This window comes from Mucilaginibacter sp. (assembly GCF_036568825.1).
GTDB lineage: Bacteria > Bacteroidota > Bacteroidia > Sphingobacteriales > Sphingobacteriaceae > Mucilaginibacter.
Map to the genome: position 1 here is coordinate 78,262 of NZ_DATCRU010000061.1, position 17,251 is coordinate 95,512.

A 17,251-nucleotide genomic window follows, 5' to 3' on the forward strand; every position below is an offset into this window, starting at 1 on the left:
TAAATGGACAGCAATAAAAAATACTGGAAAGGTTTAGAAGAACTAAACAGCGACCCGGAATTTGTTGAGAAAAATAAACACGAATTTGCCGAGCCTATTCCGATCGAGGACGTTCTGAGCAGCGGTGGTTTGTCAAGCAAAACCCCACGCCGCGACTTTTTAAAGGCACTTGGATTTGGTGTTGGTGCAGTTACGCTGGCAGCTTGTCAGAAAGTTCCCGTACACAAATCTATCCCTTACTTAATTAAACCAGAGGAAGTAACCCCGGGTGTACCTAACTACTATGTTTCTTCTTATGAAGGTCATGCTATTTTGGTTAAAACCCGTGAAGGTCGCCCTATCAAGGTTGAAGGTAACCCGAACGACCTGCTGTCAAAAGGTGGTTTGAACGCGCAGGCACAAGCTTCAGTATTGGACCTGTATGATTACAATCGCTTAAAGAACCCAATCCGCGGCGGCAATGATACAACCTGGGATCAGCTGGATGGTTTCGTAAAAAATGAATTAGCTGCTGTTAAAGCAGGCGGTAAAAAGATCAGGATCGTATCGTCAACTATTCACAGCCCTTCTACTCTGGCTGTAATTGCTGATTTTATCGGTGCTTATCCGAATACCAAACACGTTACTTATGATGCGGTATCTTATACCGGTATCATCCAGGCTAACCAAAACAGCTTTGGTAAAGCGGTAGTTCCTCACTACAATTTTGATAAAGCTGACGTGATCGTAAGTTTCGGAGCTGACTTTTTAGCTACATGGATCTCACCTGTTGAGTACCAGGGCCAATATGTTCAGAACCGTAATAACAAATCACTGGAGAATAAAAAGATGTCGCGTCATATCCAGTTTGAATCTGGAATGAGCAACACCGGTTCAAATGCTGATACCCGTATCCTGATCAAACCATCAGAACAAGGTATTGCACTGGTAAACCTGTACAATGAAATAGCAGGAACTACTTTACCGGGAACAAAAGCATTAGGAAATACTAACGCTGCCAAAGCAATCAAACTAGCTGCTGCTGAATTGAAAGCTGCAAAAGGCAAAGCTTTGGTAGTATGCGGATCAAATGATGTAGCTACTCAGGTGTTGGTGAATGCTATCAACTCGCAATTAGGCAGCTACGGAACTACTATTGATCTGGATAATTATTCAAATCAATATAAAGGTAACGATGCTGAGTTTGTAGAATTTGTAGCTGAAATGAGCCGCGGCGAAGTTGACGCGGTATTCTTCCTGAATACAAACCCTGCTTATGATTACTATAATGCAGAAGCTTTCAAAACTGCTTTAAAGAAAGTTCGTTTGACCGTATCTTTCTCAGAACGTAATGACGAGACTGCATCACTTTGTACTGTAGTTGCGCCAAACCACTATTACCTTGAATCATGGGGTGACGGAAATGCAATTGAAGGATATTACACCGTAGTTCAGCCGACTATCAACCCGGTATATGATACCCGCCAGGCTGAGCAGTCACTATTATTATGGTCTGACAACGCGGTTAAAGATTACTATACCTACGTAAGAAATAACTGGGATAAAAATTTACAACCAAAAGGTGGCTTGCAATCTGGCCTGAAAGGCTGGGAAGCAGTTTTACAAACTGGTTTTGTAAAAGTTGCTCCAAAACCTGCCAGCGCGCAATCATTTAGCCGTGACCTGAACGGTGTAGCACAAACCATAATTAACCAAAGCGGCCGCACTGCAGCAGGCGATGGTAAGTTTGAACTGGAATTATACCAGAACGTTGCTATCCGCGATGGTAAACGTGCCAACAACCCATGGTTACAGGAAATGCCTGAACCGGTATCAAAAGTTACCTGGGATAACTTTGTTGCCATGTCGCCAACTGACATGAAGAAACTGGGTTATGTTCAGGGCGATATCGTAACTGTTGAGGCTCATGGTTATTCTGTAGCATTGCCAATATTATTACAACCTGGCCAAACACAAGGCACTATCTCGGTAGCAGTTGGTTACGGTCGTACGATGGCCGGACCGGTAGCTAACGGTGTGGGTAAAAATGCTTTCCCTTTCCAAACATTCCTTAACGGAACTTTCCAGGGAACCTCAACAGCATCTCTGACTAAAACAGGCGATATCGTCATATTAGCGCAAACACAAACGCACCATTCAATCGAAGGTCGTGATGTGATCCGCGATACTACATTCAAACAATATCAGAAAGATCCTTCATCAAGCAGCGGTGAAGAAAGAAAACATAAACCATACGAAGATCTGTGGGATGCTTATGAGCGCCCTGCATACGATTGGGTTATGGCAATTGACCTGAACGCTTGTACCGGTTGCGGCGCCTGCGTGGTAGCTTGTAACGCTGAAAATAACGTTCCTGTTGTAGGTCGTGACGAGGTTCGCCGCCGTCGTGAAATGCACTGGATCCGTATCGACCGTTACTACAGCTTCGTTGAAGAAGGTAAAGAGATAACTGAAGAACAGGAAATTTCAGAACTGAAAGACCTTGATAATGTACAGGTGGTGTATCAACCTATGCTGTGCCAGCACTGCGACCACGCACCTTGCGAAACAGTTTGCCCGGTATTGGCCACCGTTCACTCATCAGAAGGTATAAACATGATGGCTTATAACCGTTGTGTGGGTACCCGCTATTGTGCAAACAACTGTCCGTACAAAGTTCGCCGCTTTAACTGGTTCAACTACTGGAACGACGCACGTTTCGATAACTACCTGATCAACGAACATACGCACCTGGTGCTTAACCCTGATGTGGTTACCCGTTTCCGTGGTGTGATGGAAAAATGTACAATGTGTATTCAGCGTATCCAGGCTGGTAAACTGCAGGCTAAGATCGAGAAACGTCCTTTAAAAGACGGTGAGGTTAAAATGGCTTGTCAGCAAACCTGTCCTACCAACGCGATAGTATTCGGTAACAGAAATGATCCTAACTCAGAAGTTTCAAAAGCATTGAAGAGTGAAAGAACATACTATGTGCTTGAAGAATTGAACGTACAACCAGGTATTGGTTACCAGGTAAAAGTTAGAAATACGAATACTGAGTTAGAAGCTTAATAATAAGATAAGAGATATAGAATATGGCATCTCATAATGAATCAATAATAAGGGAACCGTTAATTACCGGTAACGACATCACGTATGCTAAGATTACGAATGATGTGTTGAAGCCGGTAGAAAATATGCCTACCAAAGCATGGTGGATTGGTTTCGCTGTCGCATCATTGGCTGCCTGCCTTTGGGTGTTTGCAGTAAGCTGGACATTTTGGTACGGTATCGGTTCGTGGGGTTTAAATAAAACAATCGGCTGGGCCTGGGACATCACCGGTTTCGTGTGGTGGGTAGGTATCGGTCACGCCGGAACCCTGATCTCGGCGATCCTCTTATTGTTCCGTCAAAACTGGCGTAACTCGATTAACCGTTCTGCAGAAGCGATGACGATCTTCGCGGTAATCTGCGCCGCTACCTATATCGTAGCGCACATGGGCCGCCCTTGGATGGCTGTTTACTCGTTGCCATTCCCTAACCAGTACGGTTCACTGTGGGTTAACTTCAACTCACCGCTTATCTGGGACGTATTTGCGATCTCGACATATTTCTCGGTATCATTAGTGTTCTGGTACACAGGTTTATTGCCGGATATGGCATCCATCCGTGACCGTGCAACCGGTATCCGCCGCAGAATATATTCGGTACTATCATTTGGCTGGACAGGTTCAGTAAAAACCTGGCAGCGTTTTGAAACGGTGTCCCTGATCCTGGCAGGTATATCAACCCCACTGGTACTTTCGGTACACACGATAGTATCCATGGACTTTGCAACCTCACTGGAACCGGGCTGGCATACTACTATCTTCCCGCCTTACTTCGTTGCAGGTGCGATCTTCTCTGGTTTCGCAATGGTACAAACGCTCTTATTAGTGTTACGTAAGGTATTGGGATTGGAGAATTACATCACCATGTTCCATATCGAATCAATGAACAAGATCATCTTGGTAACCGGTTCGATAGTAGGTGTGGCTTATTTAACTGAGTTCTTCATCGCTTACTACTCAGGCGGCGAGTATGAAAGATATACATTCTTAAACCGTTTCGTTGGTCCGTACTGGTGGGCAGGTTGTATGATGTACGGCTGTAACGTACTGATGACGCAGATGATGTGGTTCAAGAAAGTAAGAACAAACATTCCGATCTCATGGGTACTGTCAATCGTAGTAAACATCGGTATGTGGTTCGAACGTTTTGTGATCATCGTAGTATCACTGCACCGCGATTACATCCCTTCCAGCTGGGCAATGTTCTATCCAACCTGGGTTGATATGAGCGTGTTCATCGGATCGATCGGTGTGTTCTTCACCTTGTTCCTGTTGTTCATCCGTGTTGCCCCTTCAATTGCAATGGCCGAAGTGAAATTGTTGCTGAAGAGCTCAAGCGAGCAGGCTAAGAAGAAGCTGATGGAAGATGGCCATGTTGATCCAAGCCATGCTGAATTCTATAAAGAGTCATTAACCAAATTTGACAGTGTTGAACTGTCTCAATATGAAAAAGCATAATAATGAGCAGTACTAAATTTATACTAGGTCTTTTTGATGATCCTGATGTAATGATGCACGGGATTGACAAATTACAAAAGAACAGCGTTCCTATTTACGACGTGTATACGCCAATGCCTATCCACGGCATTGAAGCTAAATTAGGAATTAAGCCATCACGCTTAGGTTTTGCTGCCTTTATGTTTGGATGTTTAGGTGGTACCACCATCTTCAGTTTGGTTTATTACTTCCTGGTACACGACTGGCCGATGAACATCGGTGGTAAACCAGCTTTCGCAGTGCCGGATTTTATCCCTGTAACTTTCGAGTGGACCGTATTGTTTACCGCATTCGGTATGACGATTACCTTCTTCTTTGCAACACACCTTTTCCCGGGCCGCGCGCCACGGGTAATGGATTTCAGAGCAACTGATGACCGCTTTGTAATTGCAATTGATGCCAAAGGAAATATCCCTCACGAAGACATCACCAACATTTTAAAAGAAGCAGGGGCAGTAGAAATTAAGCATAACGACAGAAAATATGTTAGCTATGAATAAAATAAAGATATTGGGCATTGCGGCAGTTGCTGTTGCCACTACGGTTGTAATTTCATCGTGCAAAGACAAAAGGAGCACCGGATGGGAATACGCCCCCAATATGTACGAACATATTGCGTATGATCCCGATCAGCCTAATCCTAACTTTAAGGATGGCAAGACGGCACAAAAACCACCTCAGGGTACTATTCCTGTTGGATTTGTAACTTTTGATTATCCAAATACCAAAGATGGCTATGAATTGGCTGGCACAGAGGTAAAAAACCCGCTGCCACAAACCGAAGCCAACTTTGCAGAAGGTAAGGTATTGTTTGAGCATTTTTGCTCACCATGCCACGGTATGACTGGACAGGGTGACGGTTTAGTTGTTGCTCACGGATTCCCGCCACCACCATCTTATTCAAAAGGACAATCATCACGCGGTGGTGCCATGAAAGACCTGACCGATGGTAAAATATACCATACAATCACTTATGGTGTGAACGCAATGGGTTCCTACGCTTCGCAACTTGCACCAGAAGAGCGCTGGAAAGTAATTATGTACGTACACCATTTACAAACTTTATAAGAATTAGTATTTAGATGAAGACTCATAACAGTTTTGACGAACAATATCAATTTACCGGGAAGCTAAAAACCGGGAGTTTGATTGCTATTGTTATAGGTGTTATTACCATCATAGCAGGGTTTCTGACGAACCATGCCGAGCAAACTTTTGACAACCTGTTACTGGTTGGCTATTACTTTACCTGCATATGTGCAGCCGGTGTAATGTTCTGCGCTATACAATATGCAGCTCAGGCAGGCTGGTCAGCTTCGATATTGCGCGTACCGCAGGCCTTTGGTAAAGTATTGCCAATCGCAGGTGTGATCTTATTCATAATCATCGTTGCCGGTTTGTCAATGACTCATACCGTTAATATCGACGGAAAAGATCACGTTCAGCCTTATTTATATGCTCGTTGGGCAACACAAGATCTGCACATTAAAGGCAGCGGCATATACGATCACGTGATCGCCGGTAAAGAAGGTTACTTAAATAAACCGTATTTCCTTAGCCGTATTGCAGCAATGATCATTTGCTACAGCATATTCGGCTACCTGTTGTCCAAATACTCGAACACCGAGGATGACCTGGGCGGAATGAAATTCTATAACAAGAGCTTTACAATATCTGCTGTATTCCTGGTATTATTTGGCTTTAGCATTCCGGTATTTGCTTTCGATACCATTATGTCTCTGGAAGCACGCTGGTTCTCAACCATGTTTGGCTGGTATAACCTGGCAGGTTTATGGGTAAGCGGTATAGCAGTAATGGCATTGATCATTATTACCCTGAGGAAACAAGGTTACATGTCATGGATCACTACAGATCACATTCATAACTTAGGTTTGTTCATGTTTGCATTCTCTATCTTCTGGACTTACACCTGGTTTGCTCAGTTCCTGTTAACTTATTATGCTAACATCCCTGAAGAATCTGCTTATTTCTTCAGAAGATGGGAGCCACAGTTTATGCCTTGGTTCTGGCTGAATATTGTGATCAACTTTGCAACACCTTTATTAGTGCTGATGTCACGCGACTCAAAACGCTACGAAGGTACCATCAAAATAATGTGTATTATTCTGATCATTGGTCACTGGCTGGATTACTGGCAAATGATCATGCCGGGAACTATCGGTCCTAAAGAACACTGGTATACAGAGTTCAGCCTGCTTGAGCCAGGTATCTTCATCGGTTTTGCCGGATTGTTCACCTTCTGTGTAATGACTGCTTTGAGTAAGTACAAATCACTTATTCCAAAGAAGCACCCATTCCTGGAAGAAAGCCTGCATCACCACATATAATTGCTAATTTTACAACGGATATATAGAATACCAAACGGATATTAAAAATGGGATTCAAAAAATTAATAAACTCTAAAAAAGCTCTTTCGCTTGTTGCTGCGTTCATGCTGTTCGGCACGAATGTATTACTGGCGCAGGGTACCGGTGCAGATCCGAAAGCTGCAGATTCAACGTCAAAAGCAGACATGTGGCTCGGCGTAGGATACTATGTGCTATTAGTATTGCTTGCTTGCGTTGTTGTAGCAGTAATAGGTAAGGTGTTAAAGGTATATGACCTTAGCCTTCAAATGCAGGGTAAAAAAGGTATGAACTGGAATAACATCATTGGTGTTATCTGCCTGATATTCCTGGTGGTAAGTATGTATGGCGTTTACTGGTCATTTACTGTTCAGGGCAATATGATCCTTCCTGAGTCGGCCTCAGAGCACGGTGTCAAGATTGACTTTATGTTCTGGACAACCACAATAATCACCATGTTTGTGTTCTTTATCACGCAGATATTGCTGTGGGTATTCCTTTTCAAATACCGTGGTTCAGACAAACGCAAAGGTTACTATTATCCGCATAATAACACTATTGAAAAGGTATGGACCATCATCCCTGCTATCGTGTTAACGATATTGGTGGTGTTCGGTTTCTTCACCTGGAGAACAGTTACCAATACTGACAATCTAAAAAATGATATCAATATCGATATAACCGGTCACCAGTTTGCATGGGAGATTCGTTATCCTGGTAAAGATGGCAAATTAGGTGAGGTTAACTATCAATTGTATACTCCGAATAACATCCTTGGCGTAAATTTCAAAGACAGAAATAGCTTTGATGACCAAAAGGCCGATACATTGGTATTACCGGTAAACAGAGAGATTCGTATTAACATTCACGCTCAGGATGTGATCCACAGCGTATACATGCCACACTTCAGGGTTCAGATGAACGCTGTACCGGGCTTGCCAACTTTCTTCAAATTTACACCGACCATTACTACTGCCGATATGCGCAACAGGCTGGACGACCCAAAATTTGAATACCTGCTGTATTGCAACAAAATTTGCGGTGGCGGTCACTACAACATGCAAAAAGTGGTTCGTGTGGTGAGCGAGGCTGAATACGAAAATTGGATGGCAAGGCAAAAACCTTACCTGACCGATCAGATAAAGAAAGAATTGCATCTTGCGGATGCATCACAGCCAAACAAGGCAGCAGAGAACAGGATAGCATTAAATAATTAATCAAGAATAGGGATTATGTCAACATTAGCAGTTCACGATCATGGAGTAGCGGGTCACGATCACGACCACGAACATCATCATCATGATACATTTATAACCAAATACGTTTTTAGCCAGGATCACAAAATGATCGCTAAGCAATTCCTGATCACAGGTATTACGATGGCGGTTATTGCGATGCTGTTATCTATCCTTTTCAGGATCCAGCTGGCTTACCCTGATAAGAACTTCCCTTTATTGGAAACTTTATTGGGACGCTTTGCACCTAACGGCCGTTTAGATCCGCAGTTCTACCTGTCGCTGGTGACTATCCACGGTACCATCATGGTATTCTTCGTGTTAACAGCCGGCTTGAGCGGTACTTTTAGTAACCTGTTAATTCCATTACAGGTAGGTGCTCGTGATATGGCTTCACCATTCATTAATATGCTTTCATACTGGTTCTTCTTTACTGCCAGTGTGATCATGTTATCCTCATTCTTTATTCAGAAAGGCCCTGCAGGCGGCGGCTGGACTATCTATCCTCCGTTATCAGCGTTGCCAAAAGCAATGAACGGCTCTGAATTAGGTATGACCTTGTGGCTGATCAGTATGGTGTGCTTCATCGCATCTTCACTGATGGGTGGTATCAACTACGTAAGTACGGTATTAAACATGCGTACCAAAGGGATGGACCTTTGGAAAATGCCATTGACAGTTTGGGCCTTCTTCCTGACTGCTATACTTGGTGTATTATCATTCCCGGTATTGGTTGCAGGTGTCGTGTTATTGATTTTCGACCGTAGCTTTGGTACAAGCTTCTATTTATCAGACATTATCCTGAACGGTAAAATTATGCCTTACGAAGGTGGTAGCCCGATCTTGTTCCAGCACTTATTCTGGTTCCTGGGCCACCCTGAGGTATATATCGTAATTATGCCGGCGATGGGTATATCGTCGGAAGTTATAGCGGTAAACTCTCGTAAACCGATCTTCGGTTACCATGCGATGGTTTACTCGCTGATAGGTATCACCGTTCTTTCGTTCATCGTTTGGGGTCACCACATGTTCGTAACCGGTATGAACCCATTCTTAGGTGGTGTGTTCATGATCACGACGTTGATCATTGCGGTACCATCTGCAGTAAAAACTTTCAACTGGCTGGCAACATTGTGGCGCGGTAATATCCGTTTCACTCCGGCTATGTTATTTGCAATTGGTATGGTGTCATTCTTCATCTCAGGTGGTATCACAGGTATATTCCTGGGTAACGCTGCATTGGACATCAACCTGCACGATACCTACTTCGTTGTTGCCCACTTCCACCTGGTAATGGGTTCGGCAGCGATATTTGGTATGCTTGCGGGCGTCTACCACTGGTTCCCTAAAATGTTCGGAAAGTTAATGGACGAAAAATTAGGTTACCTGCACTTCTGGTTAACATTCATTTGTGCTTACCTGGTATTCTTCCCAATGCACTTTATGGGTCTTGACGGTGTGCCACGCCGTTACTATGCAATGACTGAGTTCCCTGCATTTAACCGCTGGTTATCTGTTAACACCTTTATTACCTGGGCGGCAATCACCGCAGGTTTAGCACAGATCGCATTCTTATACAACTTTATACATTCCATATTCGCTGGTAAGAAAACAAGCCAGAACCCATGGAATGCCAATACCCTTGAATGGACTGCTCCGGTAGAACATATCCACGGTAACTGGCCAGGTGAAATACCAACTGTTTACCGTTGGCCATATGACTACAGCAAGCCAGGACATGATGCAGATTTTATTTTGCAGACTACTCCACTATCGGAAACCATGAGCTCTAACTTACCTCATGATTTCGAAGATAATCCTGCCGGGCTTCAGCAGTATAATGAATGGGCAAAGACGCAAAAATCAAGTGAAGAAGTAAAATAGTGAGTGGTGAGCAGTGAATAGATTGCTAATTAACCAATCACTGATTAACTGGTTAACTGATTAACTAACAACGATCTAGCTTTTAGGGTATCTGTGCCGGAATTATTTCCCTAACAGGTACCCTAAATTTTTAGAATATATAAATGAATATAGCAGTATCCCAAAAAAGGTTCCAAAAGATCAATCTTATCACAATTGTTCTGCTTTTTGTATTGATACTTGCCGGAGGAGTTGTACGGAGCACAGGTTCAGGAATGGGTTGCCCCGACTGGCCAAAATGTTTCGGATGCGTGGTACCACCTACCAATGTTTCTCAACTTCCCAAAGATTACAAACAGAAATATGTTACGGAGCGTTTGGCAAAAAATCAACGCTTTGCTAAAACATTAGATGTATTCGGTTTCAGCGATCTCGCTACCCGCTTGCGCCAGGATAAATCCATATTAGTACCCGAAGAGTTCAACGCCGCCAAAACCTGGACAGAGTATATCAACAGGTTGCTGGGCGAAATAACGGGTATGGCTTTACTTTTTACAGCGATCTATGCATTCAGTTACAGAAAAGTAAGCAAGACGATAGTTGTACTAAGTATTTTCAACGTCATACTGGTTGGTTTCCAGGCGTGGTTTGGCTCTATCGTAGTGTCTACTAACCTGGTGGCCTGGACTATAACTGTACACATGATGTTGGCATTGGCAATATTGGCTATAGCCATATTGACTTACCATATGGCCAAAACAAACGGTAAGCCGAAATTGAAAACTACGCCTATCATCCATATCATTACCCTGATCGCACTAATTATATCTGTGGCTCAGATTGTTTTCGGCACAGAAGTAAGAGAAAAGATCGACGCAGTATCCACCCGTTTACGCGGCTATCGCGATGGCTGGGTGAACAGCGCGGGCCAGATTTTCCTTCAGCACCGCGATGTGGCATTATTAGTTTTGGCCGTTAACATAATGCTTTACGCATTGATACGCCGTCATTTCAGCAGGCATTCAGTTCAGCAGCAGTTAATGAGCTTTAATTTTCTGATCATTATGCTGCAGATCGTAACGGGTATTATTCTTTCGTACCTTTCGTTGCCGCCGCTTGCGCAGGCATCGCATATTTTGCTGGCCAGCTTAATGTTTGGCGCACAGTTTTATTTAATGCTGAACCTGTACCGGTCGGCCAATGGACAGGGGGTAAGCAAATGAAGTGGAAAGATTTTTCAAAGCTGATCAAATTCAGGCTGACATTTCTTGTGGTGTTCTCCGCATCAGTCACATTTTTGATAGGTAGTAAAGCCAACGCACAGAATCATGGCCACATCAATTGGATGCATTGGGGCATGCTGATCGTGGGCGGATTCCTTGTAACAGGCGCTGCCAACTGCTTCAACGAGATCATAGAGAAAGACTATGATAAACTGATGAAACGCACCAAAGATCGCCCTATTCCGTCCGGTCACATGACTACTGGGCAGGCGTTGATCCTGGGTTTGGGTATGGCTATAGCAGGTACTTATTTATTAGGTAGCTTGAACCTGCCTACTGGTTTGTTATCAGTTTTTTCGATTTTATTCTATGCATTTGCCTATACGCCGTTAAAACGCGTTTCGCCAATAGCCGTGTTTGTAGGAGCGATACCAGGTGCTTTAGCTCCGTTTATTGGTTATGTAGCCGGTTATGGGACTGTGGACCAGATAGCACTGATCGTTTTTGGAATCCAGTTCGTGTGGCAGTTCCCGCATTTCTGGGCAATTGCCTGGGTGTTGGATGACGATTATAAACTGGCAGGCTTCAGATTATTGCCTACGGGCAAACGCGATCTGGGCAGTGCTATAATTACTTTCATCAGTACAGTGATCATGCTACCGGTAAGTTTGTTGCCAACTATTTATGGCTACGGAGGATATTGGGTTTTTGGCGTGTCATTAGCGTGCAGTTTAGTATTTTTGTACCTCGGTTTTATGCTTTTAATTAAGCGCGATATCAAATCGGCACAAAAGCTGATGTTTGGTTCGTTTTTTTATTTACCGATAGTACAGTTAATGTTTTTATTTGATTTTTTAGGAAAGTGAGATGATGGCTCAAATACAACAGGAAAAAGACAGGTTGAACCTGGCACCAAAAAAATTTGTGATGTGGCTGTTTGTTTTCGCTTCGTTTATGATCTTCGCTGCGTTTACCAGCGGGTTCATCGTATACGTGGGCGGCAAAGGGCACGGAATAAACGTGATATTACCCGATGTATTCAGATACAGTACGGCGGTAATTATCATTAGCAGTTTAACATTATTTTTAGCGTCGAGGGCCGCAAAAAGGTTGGAATTTGAAAAACAACGCCTTTTTTTGTGGATAACATTTGCCTTAGGCATTGCTTTTTGCGCTATACAATTTGACGGCTGGTACATCCTGACTAACAAAATGGGGATCTATTTTGTTAATCCGAATGCAGCGCGTTCATTTATATATATCCTGACCGGCGTGCATATTGTGCACATTTTGGCGGGCTTGATGTTCCTGCTGGGAGCATTGATAACAAGCTATCGCAATAAGCCACAGGCGATAAACTTATACCGAATGGAAATATCCTCAATATTTTGGCATTTTCTTGATATTATATGGATATATCTATATGTTTTTTTACTTTTGAACCAACATTAATAACCCAACAATTTAGTACAAATGAGTACAACTGTATCACAAATTGACGAAGTTAAGACAACGCCGTGGGCGGGTGGCAGATCACCTTTCGCAGTTGAATATGGCAAAATGATGATGTGGTTTTTCCTCCTCTCGGATGCCTTCACTTTTTCTTCATTACTGATCTCTTACGGAGCGTTACGTTTTAGTTCGAATGCATGGCCTGCACCGGACCTGGTGTTCAAGGCTTTCCCTTATGTGAGCGAAGATGCACCACTGGTATTTGTGGGTTTAATGACCTTTATCCTGATCATGAGTTCTGTTACTATGGTATTGGCAGTTGAAGCCGGTCACCGTAATGCTAAAAAGGAAGTAATAGGATGGATGATCGGAACCATCATTGGTGGTTTAATGTTCCTGGGATGTCAGGCATTGGAATGGACACACTTACATAGCGAAGGCTTTTGGTGGGGATCGATCCCGAATGTGGAAACGTTAAAGGAGCTTTTCCATGGACCGATATCGACGACGTATGCGCATCAATTTGCAAACCTATTCTTTACCATAACGGGTTTCCACGGTTTCCACGTATTTAGTGGTGTGGTGATCAATATCATTATTACCATCAACGTTTTAAAGGGAACTTACGAGAAACGCGGCAGTTATCTGATGGTAGAGAAAGTTGGCCTGTACTGGCACTTTGTAGACCTGGTTTGGGTATTCGTATTTACTTTCTTTTACTTAGTTTAAAAAATTATTGTATGTCATCAGAAACTATTCATACAGAACATCATGATGAGCATGCCGAGCATGACACCATGACCAAAAGAAGAATTTGGAATGTATTTTTCATCTTATTAGGCATAACAGTAATCGAGTTTATTATAGCGTTGTGGCTTGTACCTGGTCATCACATACCGATTAACTGGGCAAATCCTATTTATATTGTACTGACGCTGTTCAAGGCTTTCTTTATCGTTGCTTATTTTATGCACTTAAAATTCGAAAGAATTGGTTTAGTGTTTGCAATTATAGTCCCTGTTTTGTTTATCATCGGTTTAATCCTGGTACTTACAAATGAAAGCCACCACTGGATTGATCTGAGAGCATTTTAATGGGCAAATTAAGCTTAATAAAAAAAATATTAATCCTGGTATTGATCTTAGCTCTACCGGGATTTTTATATTATTTACTAACCGTCAAGGGTAAAAACCGATATCATCCTCTTGCAAAATTTGGACCGAAAGAGATAGCCAAAACCACTCATCGTGCTAAGGGGAAAGACGTTCCGGATACCATTTATCATACCCTGAGTGATTTTACATTAACAGATCAAGATGGAAAGCCGGTGTCGCTTAAAACATTTGACGACAAAATATTTATAGCCAATTTCTTTTATACCAACTGCCCCAATATCTGCACCACGATGAATGCCAATATGGACAGCTTATCGAGAGCCTGGGTGAAAAACAAGATGATCTATTTTGCTTCGATAACAGTTGATCCCGACAGGGATACAGCGCCGGTATTGAAGGAATATTCAAAGAAGTTTCCGGGTTCTGCCAAATGGTTTTTCCTGACAGGCGATACAAGCACTATTTATCCGTTGGCACGTAAAGGTTTTTTGGTGAATGCATTGAAAGTAGATAAAGATAATTTCATCTACTCGGACAAAATGATCCTGATCGATTCGCATAAAAGAATAAGGGGCTATTATTCAGGTGCGTCAATGCCAGATGTGCTCCGTCTGAATGATGAGATCAAGGTGCTTATTTCAGAAGAATTGCTTGCAAAAGATACACCATTGTATTAATGAGTGAATTAGTGAGTTAGCGAATGAGCGATTTAACTAAGGAAAATTCATTCACTAACTCACTAATTCACTAACTCACTAATTAAAAAATATGTCCGATAAATTCATAATCCGTTTCGTTGCAGCCGTATCCATATTTGTGTTTTTGGTGGTGCTTATTTTAAACCGGCATTTGATACCCGCGCCTGCAACTATTCCATCGTTCATTGTTTATCTGCCTAAGTTGAATGCCATAATAAATGGCACCTGTACTATTTTATTGCTCACCACATTTTACTTCATCAAGCAAGGGAATATTACCGTTCATAAAAGGATCAATATTGTCACTTTTTGTTTATCGGCACTTTTCCTTGTTTCCTATATTCTGTTCCACTATCTGAATCCTGAAACCAGGTTTGGAGACATAAATGGCGATGGTATTTTATCACCCGATGAAAAAGCTACAGTAGGGAATATCCGTTACGTATATTATGTGATACTGACCTCTCATATTATACTGGCCGCCGGTGTATTGCCGCTAATATTACTAAGCTTTTACCGCGGATTACAAATGCAGGTAGAGAAACACAAAAAGCTGGTAAGATGGACCTTCCCGATCTGGCTGTATGTTACCATTACCGGTGTGATCGTTTACTTTATGATAGCGCCGTATTATCCTTTTAGATAAGCCTTACATTAGGCTTATTTGAACAATAAAGATTATCGAATGTTATAAATAAAATCCGAAATCGAAAATCCGGAATTAAATATGTAATTTTGCATTGATGAAAAGCATTAGAATTTTCCTGGTTTCGGTTGCTTTTAGCCTGATGATTTTAGGCTCTGTTGGCGTGAAGGCGCAGTGCGCTATGTGTACCACCGCGGTAGAGTCTAACAACAAAAGCGGAAGCAATGCAACTCACGGGCTCAATAACGGTATCGTTTATTTACTGGCTGCGCCTTACCTGGCAGTGGCTATTGTTGGCTACATCTGGTACAAAAAATACCGTCGCAAGAATGTTGATCTGAACATTCGTCACGAGAAATTAAATTTGAACTAAGACTTGCTTGTCTTTTTGCTTTCGTGAATAAATTTCAGATATTCACACTTGATTCTTTTGTTATTCTATCATCTCGTCTAGCTGTTTTTAATCTATGAGGATCAATCCTGAAACGTTCGATTTTTTAAAAAATCTGGTAGAAAATAACAACCGCGAATGGTTCCAGGAACACAAAGATCAACACGACGCAGCCCGCCAGAATGTAATAGAATTTACTGCTGAATTGCTAAAACAAATTCATAAGGTAGACCCATTGGTAAACGAAGAAGCCGACCCTAAAAAATGCGTTTTAAGAATTTACCGCGATATCCGTTTCAGGCTGGACAAAACCCCATACAAGAATAATTTCGGTGTAAGCATACCTACCCTGAGCTCAAAACCAGGAGGCGTAGAATATTATTTCCATATTCAGCCTGGTAAGTCGATGATTGCAGGTGGGTATTGGATGCCTGAAGCCGATCTGTTAAAGAAAATACGCCAGGAGATAGATTATAATGCGGCTGATCTGAAAAAGATCATTGATGATCCTGAATTCAGGAAAATGTTTGGCAATTTCCGCGACCAGGAGCAACTGAAAACTGCGCCGCAGGGATATGCTGCCGATAATGAAAACATTGACTTATTGCGACTGAAAAGCTTCATCGTAATGTACAACGTGACCGACAAGTTTTTGATGAAGGATGATGCGGCAGAAAAATTGGCAGATATATGCAGTAAAATATATCCGCTTAACGTATTTTTAAGAAATGCACTTGCTTAACTCTCAATAACCATTCAATCATGAAACCATCATATGCCACCAGTAAAAAAATAAAAAATAGCTTATGATAGCTTCATCTCCATTAAAAAACAAATTACGACGATGAAAATCAAATATTATTTATTGGCCTTTATCGCATGCGCAACCTTGCATTCATGCGTATCAATGAAAAAGTACAAAATGGCAATCGGCGAACGCGACTCGCTTCAGAACCGCACGACCAGTCTTGAGGCACAGGTTTCGAGCCTGCAGGCGGACACCATGCACTTACACCACCAAATTGCTGAATTACAGAATAAATACGGCGATTTGACCAGTAACTATAACAAGCTGAACGATAATTATAACAGCAGCTCGAGTAAGGTGAGTGAATTATCGGGCGACCTGAAAAAACGCGAGGCCCGTTTAAAAGAAGTAGAAGAAGCGTTAAGGAAACGTGATGAGGCTGCCAACGCGCTGAAGGACAAATTGCAACAGGCATTACTGGGTTTCCAGAACAGCGGATTAACGGTAGATATCCGCGATGGAAAGGTGTATGTATCATTGGCTGATAAATTGCTTTTCCCGTCAGGCAGTATTGTGATTGATGAGCATGGTAAACTGGCCTTAAACCAATTGGCCGATGTGTTAAATAAAGAGACAGAAATCAATGTAGCTGTAGAGGGGCATACCGATATTAAAAAGGTGATCAACCTGGGCCAGATAAAAGATAACTGGGACTTGAGCGTGCTGCGAGCTACCTCGGTAACCCGCTACCTGACCGAAGTAGAGAAGATCGACCCGAAGCGATTAACTGCTACCGGTAAAAGCCAGTACCAACCGATTGATCCGGGTACAACGCCGGATGCATTGGCAAAAAACAGGAGAATTGAAATTGTACTGACGCCAAAACTGGATGAGTTGTATAATCTGATCAAACAATAATACAGAGCCC

At 42.5% G+C, this 17,251-nt stretch carries 17 protein-coding genes; all 17 read left to right on the forward strand.

Annotation, left to right across the window (positions count from 1 at the left end; translation table 11 throughout):
* Positions 1-3 precede the first annotated feature (3 nt).
* Positions 4-3,051 carry a TAT-variant-translocated molybdopterin oxidoreductase gene (locus tag VIM89_RS13090; protein WP_488156609.1) on the forward strand — a complete coding sequence of 1,016 codons (3,048 nt, stop codon included), beginning with the start codon at positions 4-6 and terminating at the stop codon, positions 3,049-3,051.
* A 23-nt stretch (positions 3,052-3,074) separates the two neighbouring features.
* Positions 3,075-4,547, forward strand: a complete 1,473-nt coding sequence (nrfD, locus tag VIM89_RS13095; RefSeq protein WP_488156610.1) for an NrfD/PsrC family molybdoenzyme membrane anchor subunit — start codon at positions 3,075-3,077, stop codon at positions 4,545-4,547.
* Between the two features lie 2 nt (positions 4,548-4,549).
* Entirely contained in the window at positions 4,550-5,086 is a 537-nt protein-coding gene (locus VIM89_RS13100) for a DUF3341 domain-containing protein (protein WP_488156611.1), read from the forward strand.
* A complete protein-coding gene (locus tag VIM89_RS13105) occupies positions 5,070-5,654 on the forward strand; it encodes a c-type cytochrome (RefSeq protein WP_488156612.1) in 585 nt (194 codons plus the stop codon). The genes VIM89_RS13100 and VIM89_RS13105 overlap by 17 nt, the downstream gene beginning before the upstream one ends.
* A 14-nt stretch (positions 5,655-5,668) precedes the next feature.
* Positions 5,669-6,934 (forward strand): quinol:cytochrome C oxidoreductase, encoded by a 1,266-nt coding sequence (locus VIM89_RS13110; protein WP_488156613.1) that lies wholly within the window; start codon positions 5,669-5,671, stop codon positions 6,932-6,934.
* Positions 6,935-6,981: 47 nt separating this feature from the next.
* Positions 6,982-8,169: a cytochrome c oxidase subunit II gene (locus VIM89_RS13115; RefSeq protein ID WP_488156614.1), complete on the forward strand. Its 1,188-nt coding sequence runs from the start codon at positions 6,982-6,984 to the stop codon at positions 8,167-8,169.
* Between the two features lie 15 nt (positions 8,170-8,184).
* Positions 8,185-10,071 (forward strand): cytochrome c oxidase subunit I, encoded by a 1,887-nt coding sequence (locus VIM89_RS13120; protein WP_488156615.1) that lies wholly within the window; start codon positions 8,185-8,187, stop codon positions 10,069-10,071.
* 143 nt (positions 10,072-10,214) lie between these two features.
* Positions 10,215-11,273 carry a COX15/CtaA family protein gene (locus tag VIM89_RS13125; protein ID WP_488156616.1) on the forward strand — a complete coding sequence of 353 codons (1,059 nt, stop codon included), beginning with the start codon at positions 10,215-10,217 and terminating at the stop codon, positions 11,271-11,273.
* A complete protein-coding gene (gene cyoE, locus VIM89_RS13130; protein ID WP_488156617.1) occupies positions 11,270-12,139 on the forward strand; it encodes a heme o synthase in 870 nt (289 codons plus the stop codon). Before VIM89_RS13125 ends, cyoE begins: the two co-directional genes overlap by 4 nt.
* A gap of 1 nt (position 12,140) precedes the next feature.
* Positions 12,141-12,725, forward strand: coding sequence for a cytochrome c oxidase subunit 3 (locus VIM89_RS13135; RefSeq protein ID WP_488156618.1), 585 nt, complete (start codon positions 12,141-12,143; stop codon positions 12,723-12,725).
* A 21-nt stretch (positions 12,726-12,746) separates the two neighbouring features.
* Positions 12,747-13,454, forward strand: a complete 708-nt coding sequence (locus VIM89_RS13140) for a cytochrome c oxidase subunit 3 (protein ID WP_488156619.1) — start codon at positions 12,747-12,749, stop codon at positions 13,452-13,454.
* An 11-nt stretch (positions 13,455-13,465) separates the two neighbouring features.
* The gene (locus VIM89_RS13145) at positions 13,466-13,819 is read left to right on the forward strand and encodes a cytochrome C oxidase subunit IV family protein (RefSeq protein ID WP_488156620.1); all 354 of its coding nucleotides are present in this window, start codon (positions 13,466-13,468) and stop codon (positions 13,817-13,819) included.
* Complete coding sequence (locus tag VIM89_RS13150; RefSeq protein WP_488156621.1) at positions 13,819-14,517, forward strand: SCO family protein; 699 nt, start codon at positions 13,819-13,821, stop codon at positions 14,515-14,517. The genes VIM89_RS13145 and VIM89_RS13150 overlap by 1 nt, the downstream gene beginning before the upstream one ends.
* A gap of 91 nt (positions 14,518-14,608) precedes the next feature.
* Positions 14,609-15,184 carry a DUF420 domain-containing protein gene (locus tag VIM89_RS13155; RefSeq protein ID WP_488156622.1) on the forward strand — a complete coding sequence of 192 codons (576 nt, stop codon included), beginning with the start codon at positions 14,609-14,611 and terminating at the stop codon, positions 15,182-15,184.
* A gap of 97 nt (positions 15,185-15,281) precedes the next feature.
* Positions 15,282-15,557, forward strand: coding sequence for a hypothetical protein (locus VIM89_RS13160; protein WP_488156623.1), 276 nt, complete (start codon positions 15,282-15,284; stop codon positions 15,555-15,557).
* Between the two features lie 94 nt (positions 15,558-15,651).
* Positions 15,652-16,317 (forward strand): DUF2461 domain-containing protein, encoded by a 666-nt coding sequence (locus VIM89_RS13165; RefSeq protein WP_488156624.1) that lies wholly within the window; start codon positions 15,652-15,654, stop codon positions 16,315-16,317.
* Positions 16,318-16,482: 165 nt separating this feature from the next.
* The gene (locus tag VIM89_RS13170; protein ID WP_488156625.1) at positions 16,483-17,241 is read left to right on the forward strand and encodes an OmpA/MotB family protein; all 759 of its coding nucleotides are present in this window, start codon (positions 16,483-16,485) and stop codon (positions 17,239-17,241) included.
* Positions 17,242-17,251: the final 10 nt, after the last annotated feature.

Coding starts and splice junctions, on each gene's coding strand:
- VIM89_RS13125 (WP_488156616.1), top strand. CDS start 10,215: ATGAATATAGCAGTATCCCAAAAAAGGTTCCAAAAGATCAATCTTATC.
- VIM89_RS13120 (WP_488156615.1), top strand. CDS start 8,185: ATGTCAACATTAGCAGTTCACGATCATGGAGTAGCGGGTCACGATCAC.
- VIM89_RS13090 (WP_488156609.1), top strand. CDS start 4: ATGGACAGCAATAAAAAATACTGGAAAGGTTTAGAAGAACTAAACAGC.
- VIM89_RS13105 (WP_488156612.1), top strand. CDS start 5,070: ATGTTAGCTATGAATAAAATAAAGATATTGGGCATTGCGGCAGTTGCT.
- VIM89_RS13165 (WP_488156624.1), top strand. CDS start 15,652: ATGAGGATCAATCCTGAAACGTTCGATTTTTTAAAAAATCTGGTAGAA.
- VIM89_RS13110 (WP_488156613.1), top strand. CDS start 5,669: ATGAAGACTCATAACAGTTTTGACGAACAATATCAATTTACCGGGAAG.
- VIM89_RS13135 (WP_488156618.1), top strand. CDS start 12,141: ATGATGGCTCAAATACAACAGGAAAAAGACAGGTTGAACCTGGCACCA.
- VIM89_RS13145 (WP_488156620.1), top strand. CDS start 13,466: ATGTCATCAGAAACTATTCATACAGAACATCATGATGAGCATGCCGAG.
- VIM89_RS13160 (WP_488156623.1), top strand. CDS start 15,282: ATGAAAAGCATTAGAATTTTCCTGGTTTCGGTTGCTTTTAGCCTGATG.
- VIM89_RS13170 (WP_488156625.1), top strand. CDS start 16,483: ATGAAAAAGTACAAAATGGCAATCGGCGAACGCGACTCGCTTCAGAAC.
- nrfD (WP_488156610.1), top strand. CDS start 3,075: ATGGCATCTCATAATGAATCAATAATAAGGGAACCGTTAATTACCGGT.
- VIM89_RS13155 (WP_488156622.1), top strand. CDS start 14,609: ATGTCCGATAAATTCATAATCCGTTTCGTTGCAGCCGTATCCATATTT.
- VIM89_RS13100 (WP_488156611.1), top strand. CDS start 4,550: ATGAGCAGTACTAAATTTATACTAGGTCTTTTTGATGATCCTGATGTA.
- VIM89_RS13115 (WP_488156614.1), top strand. CDS start 6,982: ATGGGATTCAAAAAATTAATAAACTCTAAAAAAGCTCTTTCGCTTGTT.
- VIM89_RS13150 (WP_488156621.1), top strand. CDS start 13,819: ATGGGCAAATTAAGCTTAATAAAAAAAATATTAATCCTGGTATTGATC.
- cyoE (WP_488156617.1), top strand. CDS start 11,270: ATGAAGTGGAAAGATTTTTCAAAGCTGATCAAATTCAGGCTGACATTT.
- VIM89_RS13140 (WP_488156619.1), top strand. CDS start 12,747: ATGAGTACAACTGTATCACAAATTGACGAAGTTAAGACAACGCCGTGG.